The organism is Nocardia sp. CA-107356, assembly GCF_050946365.1.
In the GTDB taxonomy this organism is placed as follows: Bacteria; Actinomycetota; Actinomycetes; order Mycobacteriales; family Mycobacteriaceae; genus Nocardia.
In genome coordinates this window covers 8,688,228-8,702,100 of sequence record NZ_CP191992.1, presented here as the reverse complement: position 1 = coordinate 8,702,100, position 13,873 = coordinate 8,688,228, and the positions used below count along the sequence as shown (strand labels likewise).

The following is a 13,873-nucleotide window of genomic DNA, read 5'->3' as shown; positions in this document are numbered from 1 at the left end:
TTCGACTAGCCTCGGCACACCTACTTCGGCTGTCCCGCAGGGGTGGGCCCGGGCTGGGTTGCTGTCGGCTTATCCGCGAACCTGGTGGTGCCGTCGGGGGCCAACATCGTATTGACGTAGTCCACACCAGAAACGAGCAGCGTCGGTCCGCCCGCGACTATCGTCCCGATGATTCCGCCGATGGCCGCGCCGGTGGTGAAACCGCCGATGCATCCGGCGGCGATGGTGACGACACAGCCGACGACCGCGCCGATGGCGGTGCCGACAAAGCCGCCGACCGCCGTGGCCAGACCGAACAGACTGGCGAATTCGTCACGGGCCCGCTGGTTCTCGGCCAGCGATGCCACCGGCTTGATGGTGAGCGGTTGGGTGATGTCGAGTCCCGCGGGCTTCTGCGGCGCCAGCTCGAGCACCGTGCCGTCCTTCTTCAGCACCGGGGTGACCGGGATGTCGGTATCGGCGACCCGGAACTGCAGCGGCAGCGTCACCACCACGTGGCCGTCGGTGTCCGCGAGATCGACCACATCGACCACGTCGGCGATATCGGCGGCCTTACCGTCCTTATCGACCAGCGTCCCGTTCTTGTCGGTCAGCCGACCCTCGCCGCCCGCCGCGAGCTCACTGCCCGTCGCCTTGGACAGCGTGAAGGTGCCGCCGCGCACGCTGGCGACGACGGTTTTCTCGACTAGCTTGACCGAGTAGGTGATGTCCTGCCGCGCGGGCGCGACGTCCGGCTCGGCATGCGAGGCTCCGGCGCCCAGGGTTACGGCACCGATGACAAGGATCGCCGCCGCAGTGCTATCGCAAAGCTTCATTCGGTATTCCATTCCGTCATCAGACATTTCGCCCACCGCGCCCTCCCGCGCGCAGGCCCGACGCTCCCGCGCTCGAGATGCTCCCCATGCAATGTACTCATATGCGCGGCCAGGAGGTCGAGGCGAGCCTAGCCGAGCCTGCGGCGTGAGGCGAGCGGATTCGAAACGAAACTGATGCCGGGCTACGCCACGGTTACTTCCTCCGGCGCGTCGACCTGCGGCGCGGGGCGCACGCGCAGCAGAGCCAGCCCCAGCAACGCGGCAGCGATGCTGAAACCCGCACTGATCCACGCACCGGTCGACATGGCGGCGGTGAACGCCTCCTTGGCCGGTTCGGCGTAGCCGAGTTGGAAAGCGGCGCCGATGGATTCACGCGCGGCGGCGGGTGCGTCCTCGGGCATGTTCGAGGTGAAGACACCGGCGAGCACGCTGCCGAGGACCGCGATACTGATCGCCATGCCGACCTGCTGCAAGGTGTCGTTCATGGCGGAACCGACGCCCGCGTGTTCGAGCGGAATGGCGCTCATGATCGCCGCATAGGCGGCCGGACCGGCCAGACCGCCACCGATCCCCATGACCAGCATGCTGGCCAGCACCGCGAAGTATCCCGAACCGACGGCCAGGATGGCGAAGGCAACACCCATGACGAGCAGACCCGCGACAATGAGCGTCTTATTGCTCAGCTTCTTGCCCAGTGTCGCGCCGAGGCCATTGCACACCGCTGCGGCCACCGCGTACGGCAGCAGCGCCAGACCCGCCTTCATCGGCCCGTAGCCGAGCACGAACTGCAGGTACTGGGTGAGCATCAGCATGATCGCGCCCATACCGAACACCATCAGCAGCAATGTGCAGCAGGTGCCGGTGAAGTCGCGATTGCGGAAGACCGCCAGCGGCAGCATGGGATGTGCGGACCTGCTCTCCCAGACCACAAAGGCCAGCCCGGTGACCAGGGCGAGGCCGATCATCGGAATATTCCATTCGCGCTCGATGATCACGTACACCGTCGAGCACAGCGCCACAATGGACAACAGCACGCCGACGAGGTCGACCGGCCGCTGTTCGCCGGTGGATTCCGGCATCAACACCAGTGCCGCAACGATCGCGAGCACCGCGACCGGGATATTGAGCAAGAAGACCGAGCCCCACCAAAAGTGCTGCAGCAGAAACCCGCCCAGCGTCGGCCCGAGCACGATGCCGACCATCGAGACGGTGGACCAGGCCGCCATCGCCTTGCGCCGCTCGTCCTCGGCGAAGGTGGTCATCAGGATGGACAGGGTCGAGGGCATCAGCAGCGAACCGCCGACACCCATCAGGGCGCGGGCTCCGACCACCTGCCACGGTTCGGTGGCCAGCACGGCCACCAGCGAGGCCGCGCCGAACAGCGCCAGCCCCAGGACCAGCATGCGTCGCCGCCCGAACCGGTCCGAAAGGCTGCCCGCGGTGAGCAGCAGTCCGGCGAAGACGAGCACATAGGCGTCGAGGATCCACTGGACATCCGACGGTGTCGCGTGGAGTTCACGGATCAGGGACGGGATAGCGATATTGAGTACGGTGCCGTCGATCATCAGCACCAGCAAGGACAGACAGAGGACCACCAGAATCCACCAGCGGCGAGGATCTCGTACATCGTTCGGTTCCACTCGCACACCGTACGATAGAATCGCACGATGTGCGAGAGAATTATGCTGGGCTTGTGATCGAGCGCAGCGAGGGAACCGAAGACACAGCACCTTTGGTCGAGGCGGAGCTGTGACCAAGCAGCAGTTCTCCTCGGTATGGACTCGCGCCCCGCGCCAGCCGAAGGCGGCGGGATTGCGCCGCGACCAGATCGTCGCCGCCGCGATCGAGCTCTTGGACGCCGAGGGCTTGGGCGCGCTGAGCATGCGCAAGCTCGGCGCCAAACTCGACGCGGGCGCGACCAGTCTCTACTGGCATGTCGCGAACAAGGACGAACTGCTCGAGCTCGCCCTCGACGAGATCTGGGGGCTGGTGCAGGTCCCGGATCCGGAACAGGCCTCGTGGCGGGAGGTGGTGACCACCTTCGCCTACAACTTCCGGCTGACCATGCTCGGCCACCCCTGGACGGTCACTTTGATCGGCTCTTTGCCGAGCGTCGGGCCGAATGCCTTCGAGCTCAGCGATCGACTGCGCCGTACCTTCATCGGAGCCGGGTTCACCGGCACGGAAATCTACCTCGCGAGCGGCACGGTGACGAGTTACGTACTCGGCCAGGTCATCCCCGAGATCACATCCGCAAAGGCCTTCGGCGACAAGGGTTTCGATCCCGCGGGGATGCTCGACGTCATGGATACGCTCGGGGGCGACTATCCGGAGATGCTCGCGGACTATCGAAACGCCATGCCTGCCGACCAGCAGGCCGCTCGCGCGATAGCCTTCGACTTCGGGCTGCTCTGTGTCATGGACGGACTGGAATCACGACTGCGCCAGCCGCACAAGTGATCTCGCTACTCGATGGGGCGGGTGGCCTCTTCGATGGAGAATTCGTCGGTGGCATGGGCGACCCACGGGCGGCCGGGTGCATATGGATTGCGGCAGATTTTCGGCGATATCGCCGCGCGTGGCGAGGTGGACATAGCGATCCTCGCCGCTCCTGCCCGGGACCTGGCTCTCCAGGGTATTCAGGCTGACGAGCCGCCGCCGTCGATCCGGACTACATGGTGCGTCCGCTGTACGGGCGCTGGCGTGGCGGGAATAGATCGCGAACCACCTCTGTTCCATTGGTTGCCACATCCACCAAATTGATGGCAGACTTGCCGGAGCTGAGTATCCGCTCATCTCCGTGTAATTGAATTCTCAACTACCTGAGGAGACTCCATGTCGACCACCACCGCCAAGGCACTGACCGCGGGCACCTGGGTTATCGATCCCAGCCATTCCAACCTGGGCTTTTCCGTGCGTCACCTGATGGTGAGCAAGGTTCGCGGCCGCTTCGCCGACTTCTCCGGCAAGCTCGTCATCAATGAGGACGGCACCGCCTCGGCTGAGGCCGAGATCCGGGTCGACTCGGTGACCACCGATAACGAGCAGCGCGACGGCCACCTGCGCACCGCCGATTTCTTCCACGCCGCCGACTTCCCGGTAGCCACCTTCAAGTCGACCGGATTCCGCGTCAACGGCGACGACTTCGTCGTCGACGGTGATTTCACCATCCGCGGCACCACCCGTCCGGTCTCTCTCGACGTCGAATTCCTCGGCGTCAACCCCGGTATGGGCCAGGGCCCGGTCGCCGGTTTCGAGGCCAAAACCGTCATCAACCGCCGCGACTTCGGCATCACCATCGACATGCCCCTCCCCGACGGCGGCGCCGTAATCGGCGACAAGATCACCCTCACCCTGGAAATCGAGGTCGGCCTCCAGGCCTGATCCACCCGCCGAGGCGAGTCATATGGTGCCCGCGGGCTTCCCGCAGGCCACCATATGACTCGCCTCGATGGCTGGTATGCGGGGCGCTTACTCTGAATTGCATGTCCGCTTCGAAATCCGGCTCGGTTGGGTCGAGTGTGGATGTCGAGCGGTTGTGTGGGCTGTTGGCAGGGCGGCGGGTGGCGGTGCTGACGGGGGCCGGGGTGTCGACCGACAGTGGGATTCCGGATTATCGCGGGCCGGCGTCGCCGCCGCGGACTCCGATGACCTACCAGCAGTTCGTGGGGGATGCGGCGTTTCGTCAGCGGTATTGGGCGCGTAACCACATCGGGTGGCGGGCCATGGATGGGTCTCGGCCGAATGCGGCGCATCGGGCGTTGGCGCGGCTGGAACGCGCGGGTGTGGTCATCGGTTTGATCACGCAGAACGTCGATCTGCTGCATACGAAGGCGGGGCATCGTCGGGTCATCGATCTGCACGGAACCTACGCGCGGGTGCGTTGTCTCGGTTGCGAGGCGCTGATCTCGCGGATGACGTTGGCCGCGCGGTTGGAGGCGGCGAATCCTGGTTTCGCGGCATTGGCGACGGCCACCGGGGTGGAGGTGGCGCCCGATGCGGACGCGGTGGTCGCCGATACCGAGAGTTTTCGGATGGTGGACTGCGCGCGCTGTGGCGGCATGCTCAAGCCGGACATCGTGTACTTCGGGGAGAACGTACCCAAGGAGCGCGTCACCGCGTCGTTCGAACTGGTCGACGCGGCGGACGCGCTTTTGGTGGCGGGATCATCGCTGACGGTGATGTCCGGATTGCGGTTCGTGCGCCATGCCGCCAAACAAGGCAAGCCGGTCGCCATCGTGAACCGCGGTCACACCCGAGGTGACGACCTCGCCACACTCACCGTCGACACCGGGTGTGCGAGCGCACTGACAACACTGGCCGACACCATGAGCGGTGTGGAGCGGATTCGGCCAGCTCAGCCGAAGTGGCAGACGTAGTGCAGGGGCGAGAGGACCTCGATATCGAATGAGCTGTTGCCGGGTACGTTGAAGGATTCGCCGCCGCGGTAGGTGATGGCGTCGTTTTGTCCGGCGAGGGTGACCGTGCATTCGCCGTCGATCAGTTCCATGATCTCCGGCGCGACGGTGTTGAACGTCAGGGTCGACGGCAGGATCACGCCCACCGACTTCGATGTGCCATCGGCAAGTTCGATGTTGTAGCTCACACACTTGCCGTCGAAGTACACATTGGCCTTCTTGGCCACGCTGACGTTCTCGAACTGCGCCATGATCTCTTTCCCGAGGTGGTGGAGGTGGAGCCGTCAGCGTACGTGACCCGCGTCGACCGCCCGGACGGCCGGGCGCCGGGTGCGTTAGCGTCGCTGGCATGCGGCTTCACGTGGGATGTGCGATGTGGACGCACGCGGCATGGCAGGACCGGCAACCGGTGCCGGGCGAGCGGTTGCGGCACTACGCCTCGTGGTGCACTGCGGTGGAAGGCAATACGACGTTCTACGCGACGCCGACGCGCAACACGGTGGCGTCATGGGCGAAGCAGACCGGTCCCGACTTCCGATTCGTCATCAAAGTGCCCAAGCCGATCACGCACGAGCGCAGGCTGCACGGCGCGGAGGCCGAACTCCGGACTTTCCTGGACGCGATGGAGCCGCTCGGCCCGCGCATGCACGCGCTGTGGGTGCAGCTGCCCGGCTCATTCGGCCCGACCGACCTCGGGACGCTGGCCGGATTCCTGCGCACGCTACCCGATTCGTACCGGTCCGCCGTCGAGGTCCGGCATCCCGCATTCTTTGAAAATGAAAGCGCCGCAACACAATTGGAGCATGTTCTCGCGCGCGTCGGCGCCGAATGGGTGCCCTTCGACACCACAACGCTTTTCGACGGGCCCGCCGAAAGTGCCGCGGAGGCCGAGGCGCGGGGAAAGAAGCCGCGGGTACCGCGCCGCATCCGAGCGCTCACCGAATTCCCGATCGTCCGCTATCACGGCCGCGATTCGACCGAGCGCACGGTTGCGGGCTGGCGGCCATGGCTCGACATCGTCACCGCCTGGCTGCGGGAGGGCCGCTCACCCACGGTCTTCATCCACACCCCGGACAATGCTTCTGCCCTGCACCTCGCTCGCCGCTTCCACGATGAAGTCCGCGCGGTCCTGCCCGAACTCGAGCCATTGCCCGAGCCTATCCCGACCGAGCCGATGACCTTGTTCTGAATATCTCGAATAAATAACAATGCCGAATGTTCGCTCGGTTAGAATGGAGCTGTGTCGCCGCCCTAGTGTCGAGCACGCCGATGGAGGAATCCGATGAGTCAGGCCACTGTGCAGACCCTTCCATTCACCCTGCGCGGCGGGGCGGGCACGCTGGCCGCCTGGGAATCCACCCCGCCGCATGGCGTCGAGATGCGCGGCACGGTGCTATTGGTCCCCGGCTTCACCGGCTCCAAAGAGGACTTCGAGGCCATGGTGCCGATTCTGTCCGCGGCCGGATTCCGTTGCGTCGCTTACGATCAGCGTGGTCAATGGCAGTCCGATGGTCCCGACGAGGTCTCGGGATACACGATGGTCGACTTCGCCGATGACCTGAACCTCGTCGTCGACCAGATCTCGGACGACATACCGATCCACTTGGTTGGCCACTCATTCGGTGGCTACGTCGCCCGCGCCGCGCTGGTCGCCCAGCCGAACCGCTTCCGCAGCCTGACCCTGCTCGCCTCCGGTCCGTCCTCGATCTCCGATGTCAATTTCACCCCGCCGCAATTGGTCGCTCAACTCATCGAAAGCGGTGGTCAGCAAGCGCTTTGGGAACAAATGAACCGGAGTTTGGCGCCGCTGGTCCCACCCGCGAAACTCGAATTCCTGCACAACCGGATCTTCGCGACCAAGAAGGCGAACATGATCGGCATCATGCGCGTCATGGAAGGCCCGACCGACTACACCCCCGCTCTGCGCGCCACCGCCCTCCCGATCCTCATCGCCTACGGCAACTCCGGCGACCTATGGCCCCCGAGCGTCCACGAACGCTATGCGGAGGAATTGAACGCCCGCACAGCGGTTTACGACGGCGTCGGTCACCTCCCGAACGAGGAACGCCCGGCCCGCGTGTGCGCCGATCTGGTCGCCTTCTGGACCGCCGTCGATGCCCGCTGACGGTCACATCACCTAGGGGTTACCTGTCTGAGAAGGCGCCTGCTAGCGTGCAGGCATGCACGACAGCGTGACGGTTCGAATGGCAGCACCGGCCGACAAGATTTGGGGGCTGGTCAGCGATATCACGAATACCGGGAAGTTCTCACCGGAGACCTTCGAGACCGAATGGCTCGGCGGGGCAACGGCTCCTGCCGTCGGCGTGAAGTTCCGCGGGCACGTCAACCGCAATGGCTGGGGCATGAAGTATTGGACCGTCTGCCGGATCATCGCGTGCGAGCCGGGACGTGAGTTCGCGTTCACCGTGCTCGGACCGCGCGGGATGGCGGTCAATACCTGGAGCTACCGCTTCGAGCCCGTCGAGGGCGGCACCGACGTGACCGAATCATTCCAGCTCAACGAAAAGAACCTCCCGCTGCGCCTGTACTGGCTACTCGCCGGACGCGCCCGCGGCAAAACCAACCGCAACGGCATGCGCGAAACCCTCGACCGCATCAAGGCGCAGGTAGAGGGCTGACCAAGATCAGGCGGATTCAATGGCGGCATTGCCCGAGCAGCGCCGCCGCCAGTTCCACCTGATCTCGATCCCGCCGCTCACCGGATCAGTGGCCGCGTGCGATCCACTCGGCGAGTGCGGGTTTTTCCGTGCCGATGGTGGTGCCGTCGCCGTGGCCGGTGTGGACCGTGGTGTCCTCCGGGAGGGTCAACAAGCGGTCCCGGATGGAATCAATGATCGTGCCGAAGTCCGAGAACGAGCGACCGGTGGCCCCGGGGCCGCCATTGAACAGGGTATCCCCGGTGAACAGCGCGGTGGCCTCGGGCAGGTGCAGTGAAACCGAGCCGGGGGAGTGGCCCGGAGTGTGCAGCACGTCGATATCGGTGCCCGCCACGGTGATCCGCTCGGTGTCGGCCAGTGACGCATAGTCGACGTCGGGGTGGGTCATGCGCCAGAGGGGATCATCGCCGGGGTGCAGCAGGATCGGTGCGTCGAGCCGCGCGGCGAGTTCCGGGGCGACGGTGACGTGGTCGTTATGACCGTGGGTGCAGACGACTGCGAGCACATTGCGGTTGCCGACCGCATCGATGATCGCGTCGGCGTCATGGGCCGCGTCCACGATGACGACCTCGGTGTCATCGCCGATCAGCCAGACGTTGTTGTCCACATCCCAGGTGTCGCCGTCGAGGGAGAAGGTGCCGGAGGTGACGACCCGGTCGATGCGCAGGCTCACCAGACCACCACCGAGCGCAGCACCTCACCCGCATGCATTGCGGAGAAGGCCTTTTCGACCTGGTCCAGGGCGATGCGCTCGGTGACGAAGCGCTCCAGCGGAAGTCGGCCCTGCAGGTACAGGTCGATCAGCATCGGGAAATCGCGCTCGGGGAGGCTGTCGCCGTACCAGGAGGATTTCAACGCGCCGCCCCGGGAGAACAGGTCGATCAGCGGCATGTCGATGGTCATATCCGGGGTCGGAACGCCGACCAGCACCACGGTGCCCGCCAGGTCACGGCCATAGAAGGCCTGCTTCCAGGTTTCGGGGCGGCCGACCGCGTCGATGACGACGTCCGCGCCGAAACCCTCGGTGAATTCCTGGATCTGCTCGACGACATCGGCACTGGTCGCATCGATGGTGTGGGTCGCGCCGAATTCCGTTGCCCAGCTGAGCTTCTGGGGATCGCGATCGATGGCGATGATGGTTCGCGCGCCGGCCAGGCGCGCACCGGCGATGGCGGCATCACCGACACCGCCGCAGCCGATCACCGCGACGGTATCGCCGCGCGAGACATTTCCGGTATTCATCGCCGCGCCGATACCAGCCATCACGCCGCAGCCGAGCAGTCCGGCGACGGCCGGGTCGGCGTCCGGATCGACCTTGGTGCACTGTCCTTCGTGCACCAGTGTCTTATCCGCGAACGCGCCGATGCCGAGGGCGGGGCTGAGTTCGGTGCCGTCGGCGAGGGTCATCTTCTTACTGGCATTGTGGCTGGCGAAGCAGTACCAGGGGCGGCCGCGCTTACACGCGCGACATTCGCCGCAGACCGCCCGCCAGTTCAGGATGACGAAATCACCTGCGACAACATGGGTTACCGCGGTACCGACGGTCTCCACGATGCCCGCGGCCTCGTGGCCGAGCAGGAAGGGGAATTCGTCGTTGATGCCGCCCTCGCGGTAGTGCAGATCGGTGTGGCAGACCCCGCAGGACTGGATGCGCACGACCACATCGTGCGGCCCGGGGTCCGGGATCACGATATCGACGATCTCGACCGGTGCGCCCTTGCTACGGGCGACCACGCCACGCACGGTTTCGGACACGAATCCTCCTAGGAGATAGAGATGGCGCCGGGGATATCGATGGCGCCGGGGGTGAGCCGCTCGATGTGCTTGCGGTATCGGGTGAACAGGCGTGGGTTATCGATGGCGAAGACGGCCACCGGCGCACCGTCGCGTTCGTACAGGACGGTGCACGATTCGGTGGACGCGTCGCCGTCCAAGAAGCGGACCGCGTCGGTCGCTCGGCTATGGCCTGCGAACTGCAGCATTCGTCCATACTGCCGCGACCAGAAATACGGCGTCGAGGTAGGTCGTTGCGGTGCGCCGACAATATCGGCCGCGGCGATGCGGGCCTGTACGGTCGCATTGGTCCAGTGTTCGCTGCGGTGGTGGCCGCCCAGTTCCGCGTTGTAGGCGCGGGCGCAATCGCCGATCGCGTAGATGCCGGGGATCGACGTGCGGCATCGGAAGTCGGTGACGAAGCCGTTGTCGATCTCGAGGCCACAGTCGCGCGCCCACTCGGTATTGGGTACGGCTCCGATGCCGATGACCACGGCGTCGGCGGCGAGTTCGGTGCCATCGGTCAATTGAACCGCGCGGACGCGCTCGTCGCCCACGAATCGGTCGACCGCGACGCCGGTCAGCAGTCGCACGCCATTCGCGGCGTGCATGGCGGTGCACATCGGTGCGATCCGCGGTCCGAAGACGGCGGTGAGCGGTTCGGTGGACAGCTCGACGATGACCACCTCGATACCGAGACCCGCTGCGGTAGAAGCTATTTCGGAGCCGATGAGACCCGCGCCCACGATGACCACCGTGCGTGCGGTGCGCAGCGAGGTGCGGATGGCGATGGCGTCCTCCAGCGTCCGTAGCGTGTGGACACCGCGCAGCATCGGTGCGCCCGGCAGGGTTCGGGCCCGCGCACCCGTGGCGATGACCAGGGAGCTTCCGCTGACTCGGCTGCCGTCGTCCAGGATGACGCCGGGCCTGTGCGCCGTTGTGGTGATCCCGACCGCCCGCCGCCCGAGCATCCAGTTCGCCTCGGCCACCTCGCCGAGCGCGATATCGACCTCGCCGTGCAGGAACTCCTTGGACAGCGGCGGTCGGTCGTAGGGCAGGTGTGGTTCGTCGCCGACGACCGTGATGTCGCCCTCGTGACCGTATTCGCGCAGCTCACGGACCAGCGAGAAGCCGGCGAGCGATGCACCGGCGACCACCACCGAGTCGGTACGCGATACCGCATTCATGAGGGCACCACCAGGACGTCGCCATCGACTACCCGGACCGGATGGGTGCGCACCGCGATCTTGGCCGGCGGTCCGGATACTGCCCCGGTGCGCAGGTCGAAGCAGGATTCGTGCAGCGGGCATTCGACCGTGCAGTTCTCGACCCAGCCGTCGGCCAGCGACGCGTCCTGGTGCGTACAGGTGTCGTCGATCGCGAAGAGGCCGTCCTCGGTGTGGAAAACCGCGATCGGCGTGCCACCGTCCTGCTGCACCGTGGCGACCTCGCCCACCGGCAGGTCGGTCAGGTGCGCGACGAACAGCTCCGCCGTGACGGTTTCCGGTTGCTCGGCAAGGGAACTCATCAGCCCTCCATAGTTGCTCATTACGCAACATGTCTCAGATAACGCAACAGTGTGCTCGCGTTTGCCGGCGCCGTCAACCCTGGAGCCAACTTGTGATCGATTGGCTTCCAGCGGTTGACAGGCCGCCGGATCGGGTTGACCATTTGTTGCGTAATGCGATTGCGTTGCGCAGCAAGCAACATCGGAGGCACGTCTTGGCTCACCCGAAAGTTGTCGTCATCGGAGCCGGAATCGTCGGAACCTCATTGGCCGATGAAATAACCTCGCGCGGCTGGACCGATGTCACCGTTCTCGATCGAGGTCCACTGTTCGCCACGGGCGGATCGACTTCACACGCACCGGGTTTGGTGTTCCAGACGAATTCGTCCAAAACAATGACGGAATTCGCCCGGTATACGACGGAGAAATTCCTGGCGCTCGACCATCCGGAGGGTTGGGCCTTCAATCCGGTCGGTGGACTGGAGGTGGCGACCACGCCGCAGCGCTGGCGGGATCTGCACCGTAAGGCCGGGTGGGCGCAGTCCTGGGGCATCGAGGGACGGCTACTCGACCCCGCCGAATGCGCGGCATTGCATCCGCTTCTCGATGCCGACCGCATTCTCGGCGGATTCCATACTCCCACGGATGGTTTGGCCAAGGCGCTGCGCGCGGCGGCCGCGCAGGCGCGACTGGCGACCGCGCGCGGCGCCCGTTTTCGCGCACATCAGGAAGTGCTCGGAATTGTGCAGCGCGGCGGCCGAGTGGCGGGGGTGGAAACCGCCGACGGCATCATCGACGCGGATATCGTCGTCTGCGCGGCGGGTTTCTGGGGCGCCGAATTGGCGAAACAGGTCGGGCTCGTGGTGCCGCTGGTGCCGATGGCGCATCAATACGCCAAGACGGGTCGAATCGCCGCCCTCGACGGACGCAATACCGCGTTACATGAGGCCAGCCTGCCGATATTGCGGCATCAAGATCAAGATCTCTACTTTCGCGAACATCGCGACCGGATCGGTATCGGCTACTACGGGCATAAGCCCATGCCGGTGGATCTGTCGACACTCGCCACCGCGGGTACGGAAATGCCGTCCATGCTGGCGTTCACCGACGAGGATTTCGCACCCGCCTGGCATGAGTCCAAGGAACTCCTACCGGCGCTGGGTGATTCGAAGGTAGAGGAGGGATTCAACGGGATCTTCTCGTTCACCCCCGACGGCTTTTCGATCATGGGCGAACATCGCGATCTGGAGGGATTCTGGGTCGCCGAGGCGGTCTGGGTCACCCATTCGGCCGGTGTGGCCAAGGCGACCGCCGAGTGGATCATCGACGGTGCACCGCAAACGGATGTGCACGAATGCGATCTGTACCGCTTCGAGGATGTAGCCCGCAGCGACCACTTCATCCTGGAGACGAGTTCGCAGGCATTCGTCGAGGTCTACGACATCATCCATCCACACCAGTACCGAACGGCCCTGCGCGGACTGCGGACCAGCCCGTTCTATCCCCGCCAACAGCAGTTGGGCGCGTACTTCTTCGAGGGCGGCGGCTGGGAGCGGCCCGCCTGGTACGAGGCCAATGCCGAACTGGCACAACGCCTTCGTGACCAGGGAGTGCCTTTTCCCGAGCGCGATGAGTGGTCGGGCGACTTCTGGTCACCGATCTCCATCGCGGAGGCGCGCTGGACCAGAGAGCGCGTCGCCATGTACGACATGACGCCGCTGACCCGCTACGAGATCGCCGGGTCCGGCGCATTGGAACTGCTGCAGCGGCTCACCACCAATAACCTGGACAAGAGCGTCGGCTCGGTCACCTATACGTTGATGCTCGACGAGAACGGCGGTGTCCGAAGCGATCTCACCGTCGCCCGGTTGGCGCCCGAGCTATTCCAGGTCGGCGCCAACGGGCCGTTGGACTTCGATTGGTTCAGCAGGCACCTGCCCGATGACGGGTCGGTGACGCTGCGTGACATCACCGGCAGCACCTGCTGTATCGGGCTCTGGGGTCCGGTCGCGCGAGATCTGGTGCAGCCCTTGTGTTCCGATGATCTCTCGCATCAGGGCTTCAAGTATTTCCGGGCGCTGCAAACCTATCTCGGTGCGATTCCGGTGACGATGATGCGTGTCTCCTACGTCGGCGAACTCGGCTGGGAGATCTACACGACCGCCGAATACGGCAGTGCCCTTTGGGATCTGCTGTGGACGGCGGGGCAGGCGCACGAGGTCATCGCGGCGGGGCGGATCGCGTTCAACAGCCTGCGCATCGAAAAGGGCTACCGCGGTTGGGGAACCGATATGACCGCCGAACATCTGCCCGCCGCGGCCGGTCTCGATTTCGCGGTCCGCATGGCCAAGGACGATTTCGTCGGCAAAAAGGCGCTGGAACAGGCGCAGCCACCCGCGAAGATCCTGCGCAGCATCGTATTCGACAGTCCGACGGCGGTTGTCCTCGGCAAGGAGCCGGTGTACGTCGACGGTGCGTGCGCGGGCTATGTCACCAGCGCTGGCTATTCGGCCACCATCGGCCACAGCATCGCCTACGCCTGGTTGCCAGCGGCCATCGTCCCCGATGACGCGGTCGAGGTCGAATACCTCGGCACCCGCTACACCGCGATCGTGCATACCGAACCGGTGGTGGACCCCGATATGTCCCGGATCAGGAGGTAGCGAAATGACAGCATCGCCT

General features: G+C 65.2%; 15 protein-coding genes. 7 read left to right on the top strand and 8 right to left on the bottom strand.

What is annotated here, in order from left to right; all coding sequences use genetic code 11:
* Positions 1 to 20: 20 nt before the first annotated feature.
* Positions 21 to 815, bottom strand: a complete 795-nt coding sequence (locus ACQP1G_RS39270; RefSeq protein WP_433194741.1) for a hypothetical protein — start codon at positions 813 to 815, stop codon at positions 21 to 23.
* Between the two features lie 182 nt (positions 816 to 997).
* Positions 998 to 2,455, bottom strand: a complete 1,458-nt coding sequence (locus ACQP1G_RS39265; protein WP_433194740.1) for an MFS transporter — start codon at positions 2,453 to 2,455, stop codon at positions 998 to 1,000.
* Between the two features lie 109 nt (positions 2,456 to 2,564).
* Here ACQP1G_RS39265 and ACQP1G_RS39260 point away from each other — a divergent pair, with 109 nt between their 5' ends.
* Positions 2,565 to 3,275: a TetR/AcrR family transcriptional regulator C-terminal domain-containing protein gene (locus ACQP1G_RS39260; RefSeq protein WP_433194739.1), complete on the top strand. Its 711-nt coding sequence runs from the start codon at positions 2,565 to 2,567 to the stop codon at positions 3,273 to 3,275.
* Positions 3,276 to 3,280: 5 nt separating this feature from the next.
* On the opposite strand, the gene ACQP1G_RS39255 is transcribed toward ACQP1G_RS39260, so the two are convergent.
* Positions 3,281 to 3,409 (bottom strand): hypothetical protein, encoded by a 129-nt coding sequence (locus ACQP1G_RS39255; RefSeq protein ID WP_433194738.1) that lies wholly within the window; start codon positions 3,407 to 3,409, stop codon positions 3,281 to 3,283.
* A 241-nt stretch (positions 3,410 to 3,650) separates the two neighbouring features.
* Between ACQP1G_RS39255 and ACQP1G_RS39250 the strand changes: the two genes are divergently transcribed.
* Complete coding sequence (locus tag ACQP1G_RS39250) at positions 3,651 to 4,199, top strand: YceI family protein (RefSeq protein WP_433194737.1); 549 nt, start codon at positions 3,651 to 3,653, stop codon at positions 4,197 to 4,199.
* A 101-nt stretch (positions 4,200 to 4,300) separates the two neighbouring features.
* Positions 4,301 to 5,194, top strand: a complete 894-nt coding sequence (locus tag ACQP1G_RS39245; protein WP_433194736.1) for an NAD-dependent protein deacetylase — start codon at positions 4,301 to 4,303, stop codon at positions 5,192 to 5,194.
* On the opposite strand, the gene ACQP1G_RS39240 is transcribed toward ACQP1G_RS39245, so the two are convergent.
* The gene (locus ACQP1G_RS39240) at positions 5,173 to 5,484 is read right to left on the bottom strand and encodes a pyrimidine/purine nucleoside phosphorylase (protein ID WP_433194735.1); all 312 of its coding nucleotides are present in this window, start codon (positions 5,482 to 5,484) and stop codon (positions 5,173 to 5,175) included. The two genes, ACQP1G_RS39245 and ACQP1G_RS39240, sit on opposite strands and share 22 nt — an antisense overlap.
* A gap of 98 nt (positions 5,485 to 5,582) precedes the next feature.
* Between ACQP1G_RS39240 and ACQP1G_RS39235 the strand changes: the two genes are divergently transcribed.
* The 3 genes from ACQP1G_RS39235 (at position 5,583) to ACQP1G_RS39225 (ending at position 7,872) form a co-directional block, all read left to right on the top strand.
* Positions 5,583 to 6,422: a DUF72 domain-containing protein gene (locus tag ACQP1G_RS39235; protein WP_433194734.1), complete on the top strand. Its 840-nt coding sequence runs from the start codon at positions 5,583 to 5,585 to the stop codon at positions 6,420 to 6,422.
* A gap of 93 nt (positions 6,423 to 6,515) precedes the next feature.
* Entirely contained in the window at positions 6,516 to 7,358 is an 843-nt protein-coding gene (locus tag ACQP1G_RS39230) for an alpha/beta fold hydrolase (RefSeq protein WP_433194733.1), read from the top strand.
* A gap of 55 nt (positions 7,359 to 7,413) precedes the next feature.
* Positions 7,414 to 7,872 (top strand): SRPBCC family protein, encoded by a 459-nt coding sequence (locus ACQP1G_RS39225; protein WP_433194732.1) that lies wholly within the window; start codon positions 7,414 to 7,416, stop codon positions 7,870 to 7,872.
* An 85-nt stretch (positions 7,873 to 7,957) separates the two neighbouring features.
* Here ACQP1G_RS39225 and ACQP1G_RS39220 read toward each other — a convergent pair whose 3' ends face one another.
* Genes ACQP1G_RS39220 through ACQP1G_RS39205 form a run of 4 tightly spaced genes read right to left on the bottom strand, consistent with a single transcriptional unit; the run spans position 7,958 to position 11,212 of the window.
* Entirely contained in the window at positions 7,958 to 8,587 is a 630-nt protein-coding gene (locus tag ACQP1G_RS39220) for an MBL fold metallo-hydrolase (protein ID WP_433209186.1), read from the bottom strand.
* On the bottom strand, positions 8,581 to 9,666 hold the full coding sequence (locus tag ACQP1G_RS39215) for an S-(hydroxymethyl)mycothiol dehydrogenase (RefSeq protein ID WP_433194731.1): 1,086 nt from the start codon (positions 9,664 to 9,666) through the stop codon (positions 8,581 to 8,583). The genes ACQP1G_RS39220 and ACQP1G_RS39215 overlap by 7 nt, the downstream gene beginning before the upstream one ends.
* Positions 9,667 to 9,674: 8 nt before the next feature.
* Positions 9,675 to 10,871, bottom strand: coding sequence for an NAD(P)/FAD-dependent oxidoreductase (locus ACQP1G_RS39210; RefSeq protein ID WP_433194730.1), 1,197 nt, complete (start codon positions 10,869 to 10,871; stop codon positions 9,675 to 9,677).
* Positions 10,868 to 11,212: a bifunctional 3-phenylpropionate/cinnamic acid dioxygenase ferredoxin subunit gene (locus ACQP1G_RS39205; RefSeq protein WP_433194729.1), complete on the bottom strand. Its 345-nt coding sequence runs from the start codon at positions 11,210 to 11,212 to the stop codon at positions 10,868 to 10,870. The genes ACQP1G_RS39210 and ACQP1G_RS39205 overlap by 4 nt, the downstream gene beginning before the upstream one ends.
* Before the next feature lie 194 nt (positions 11,213 to 11,406).
* On the opposite strand from ACQP1G_RS39205, the gene ACQP1G_RS39200 reads away from it, so the two are divergent.
* Positions 11,407 to 13,854 (top strand): GcvT family protein, encoded by a 2,448-nt coding sequence (locus tag ACQP1G_RS39200; RefSeq protein WP_433194728.1) that lies wholly within the window; start codon positions 11,407 to 11,409, stop codon positions 13,852 to 13,854.
* The last annotated feature ends 19 nt before the right edge of the window (positions 13,855 to 13,873 follow it).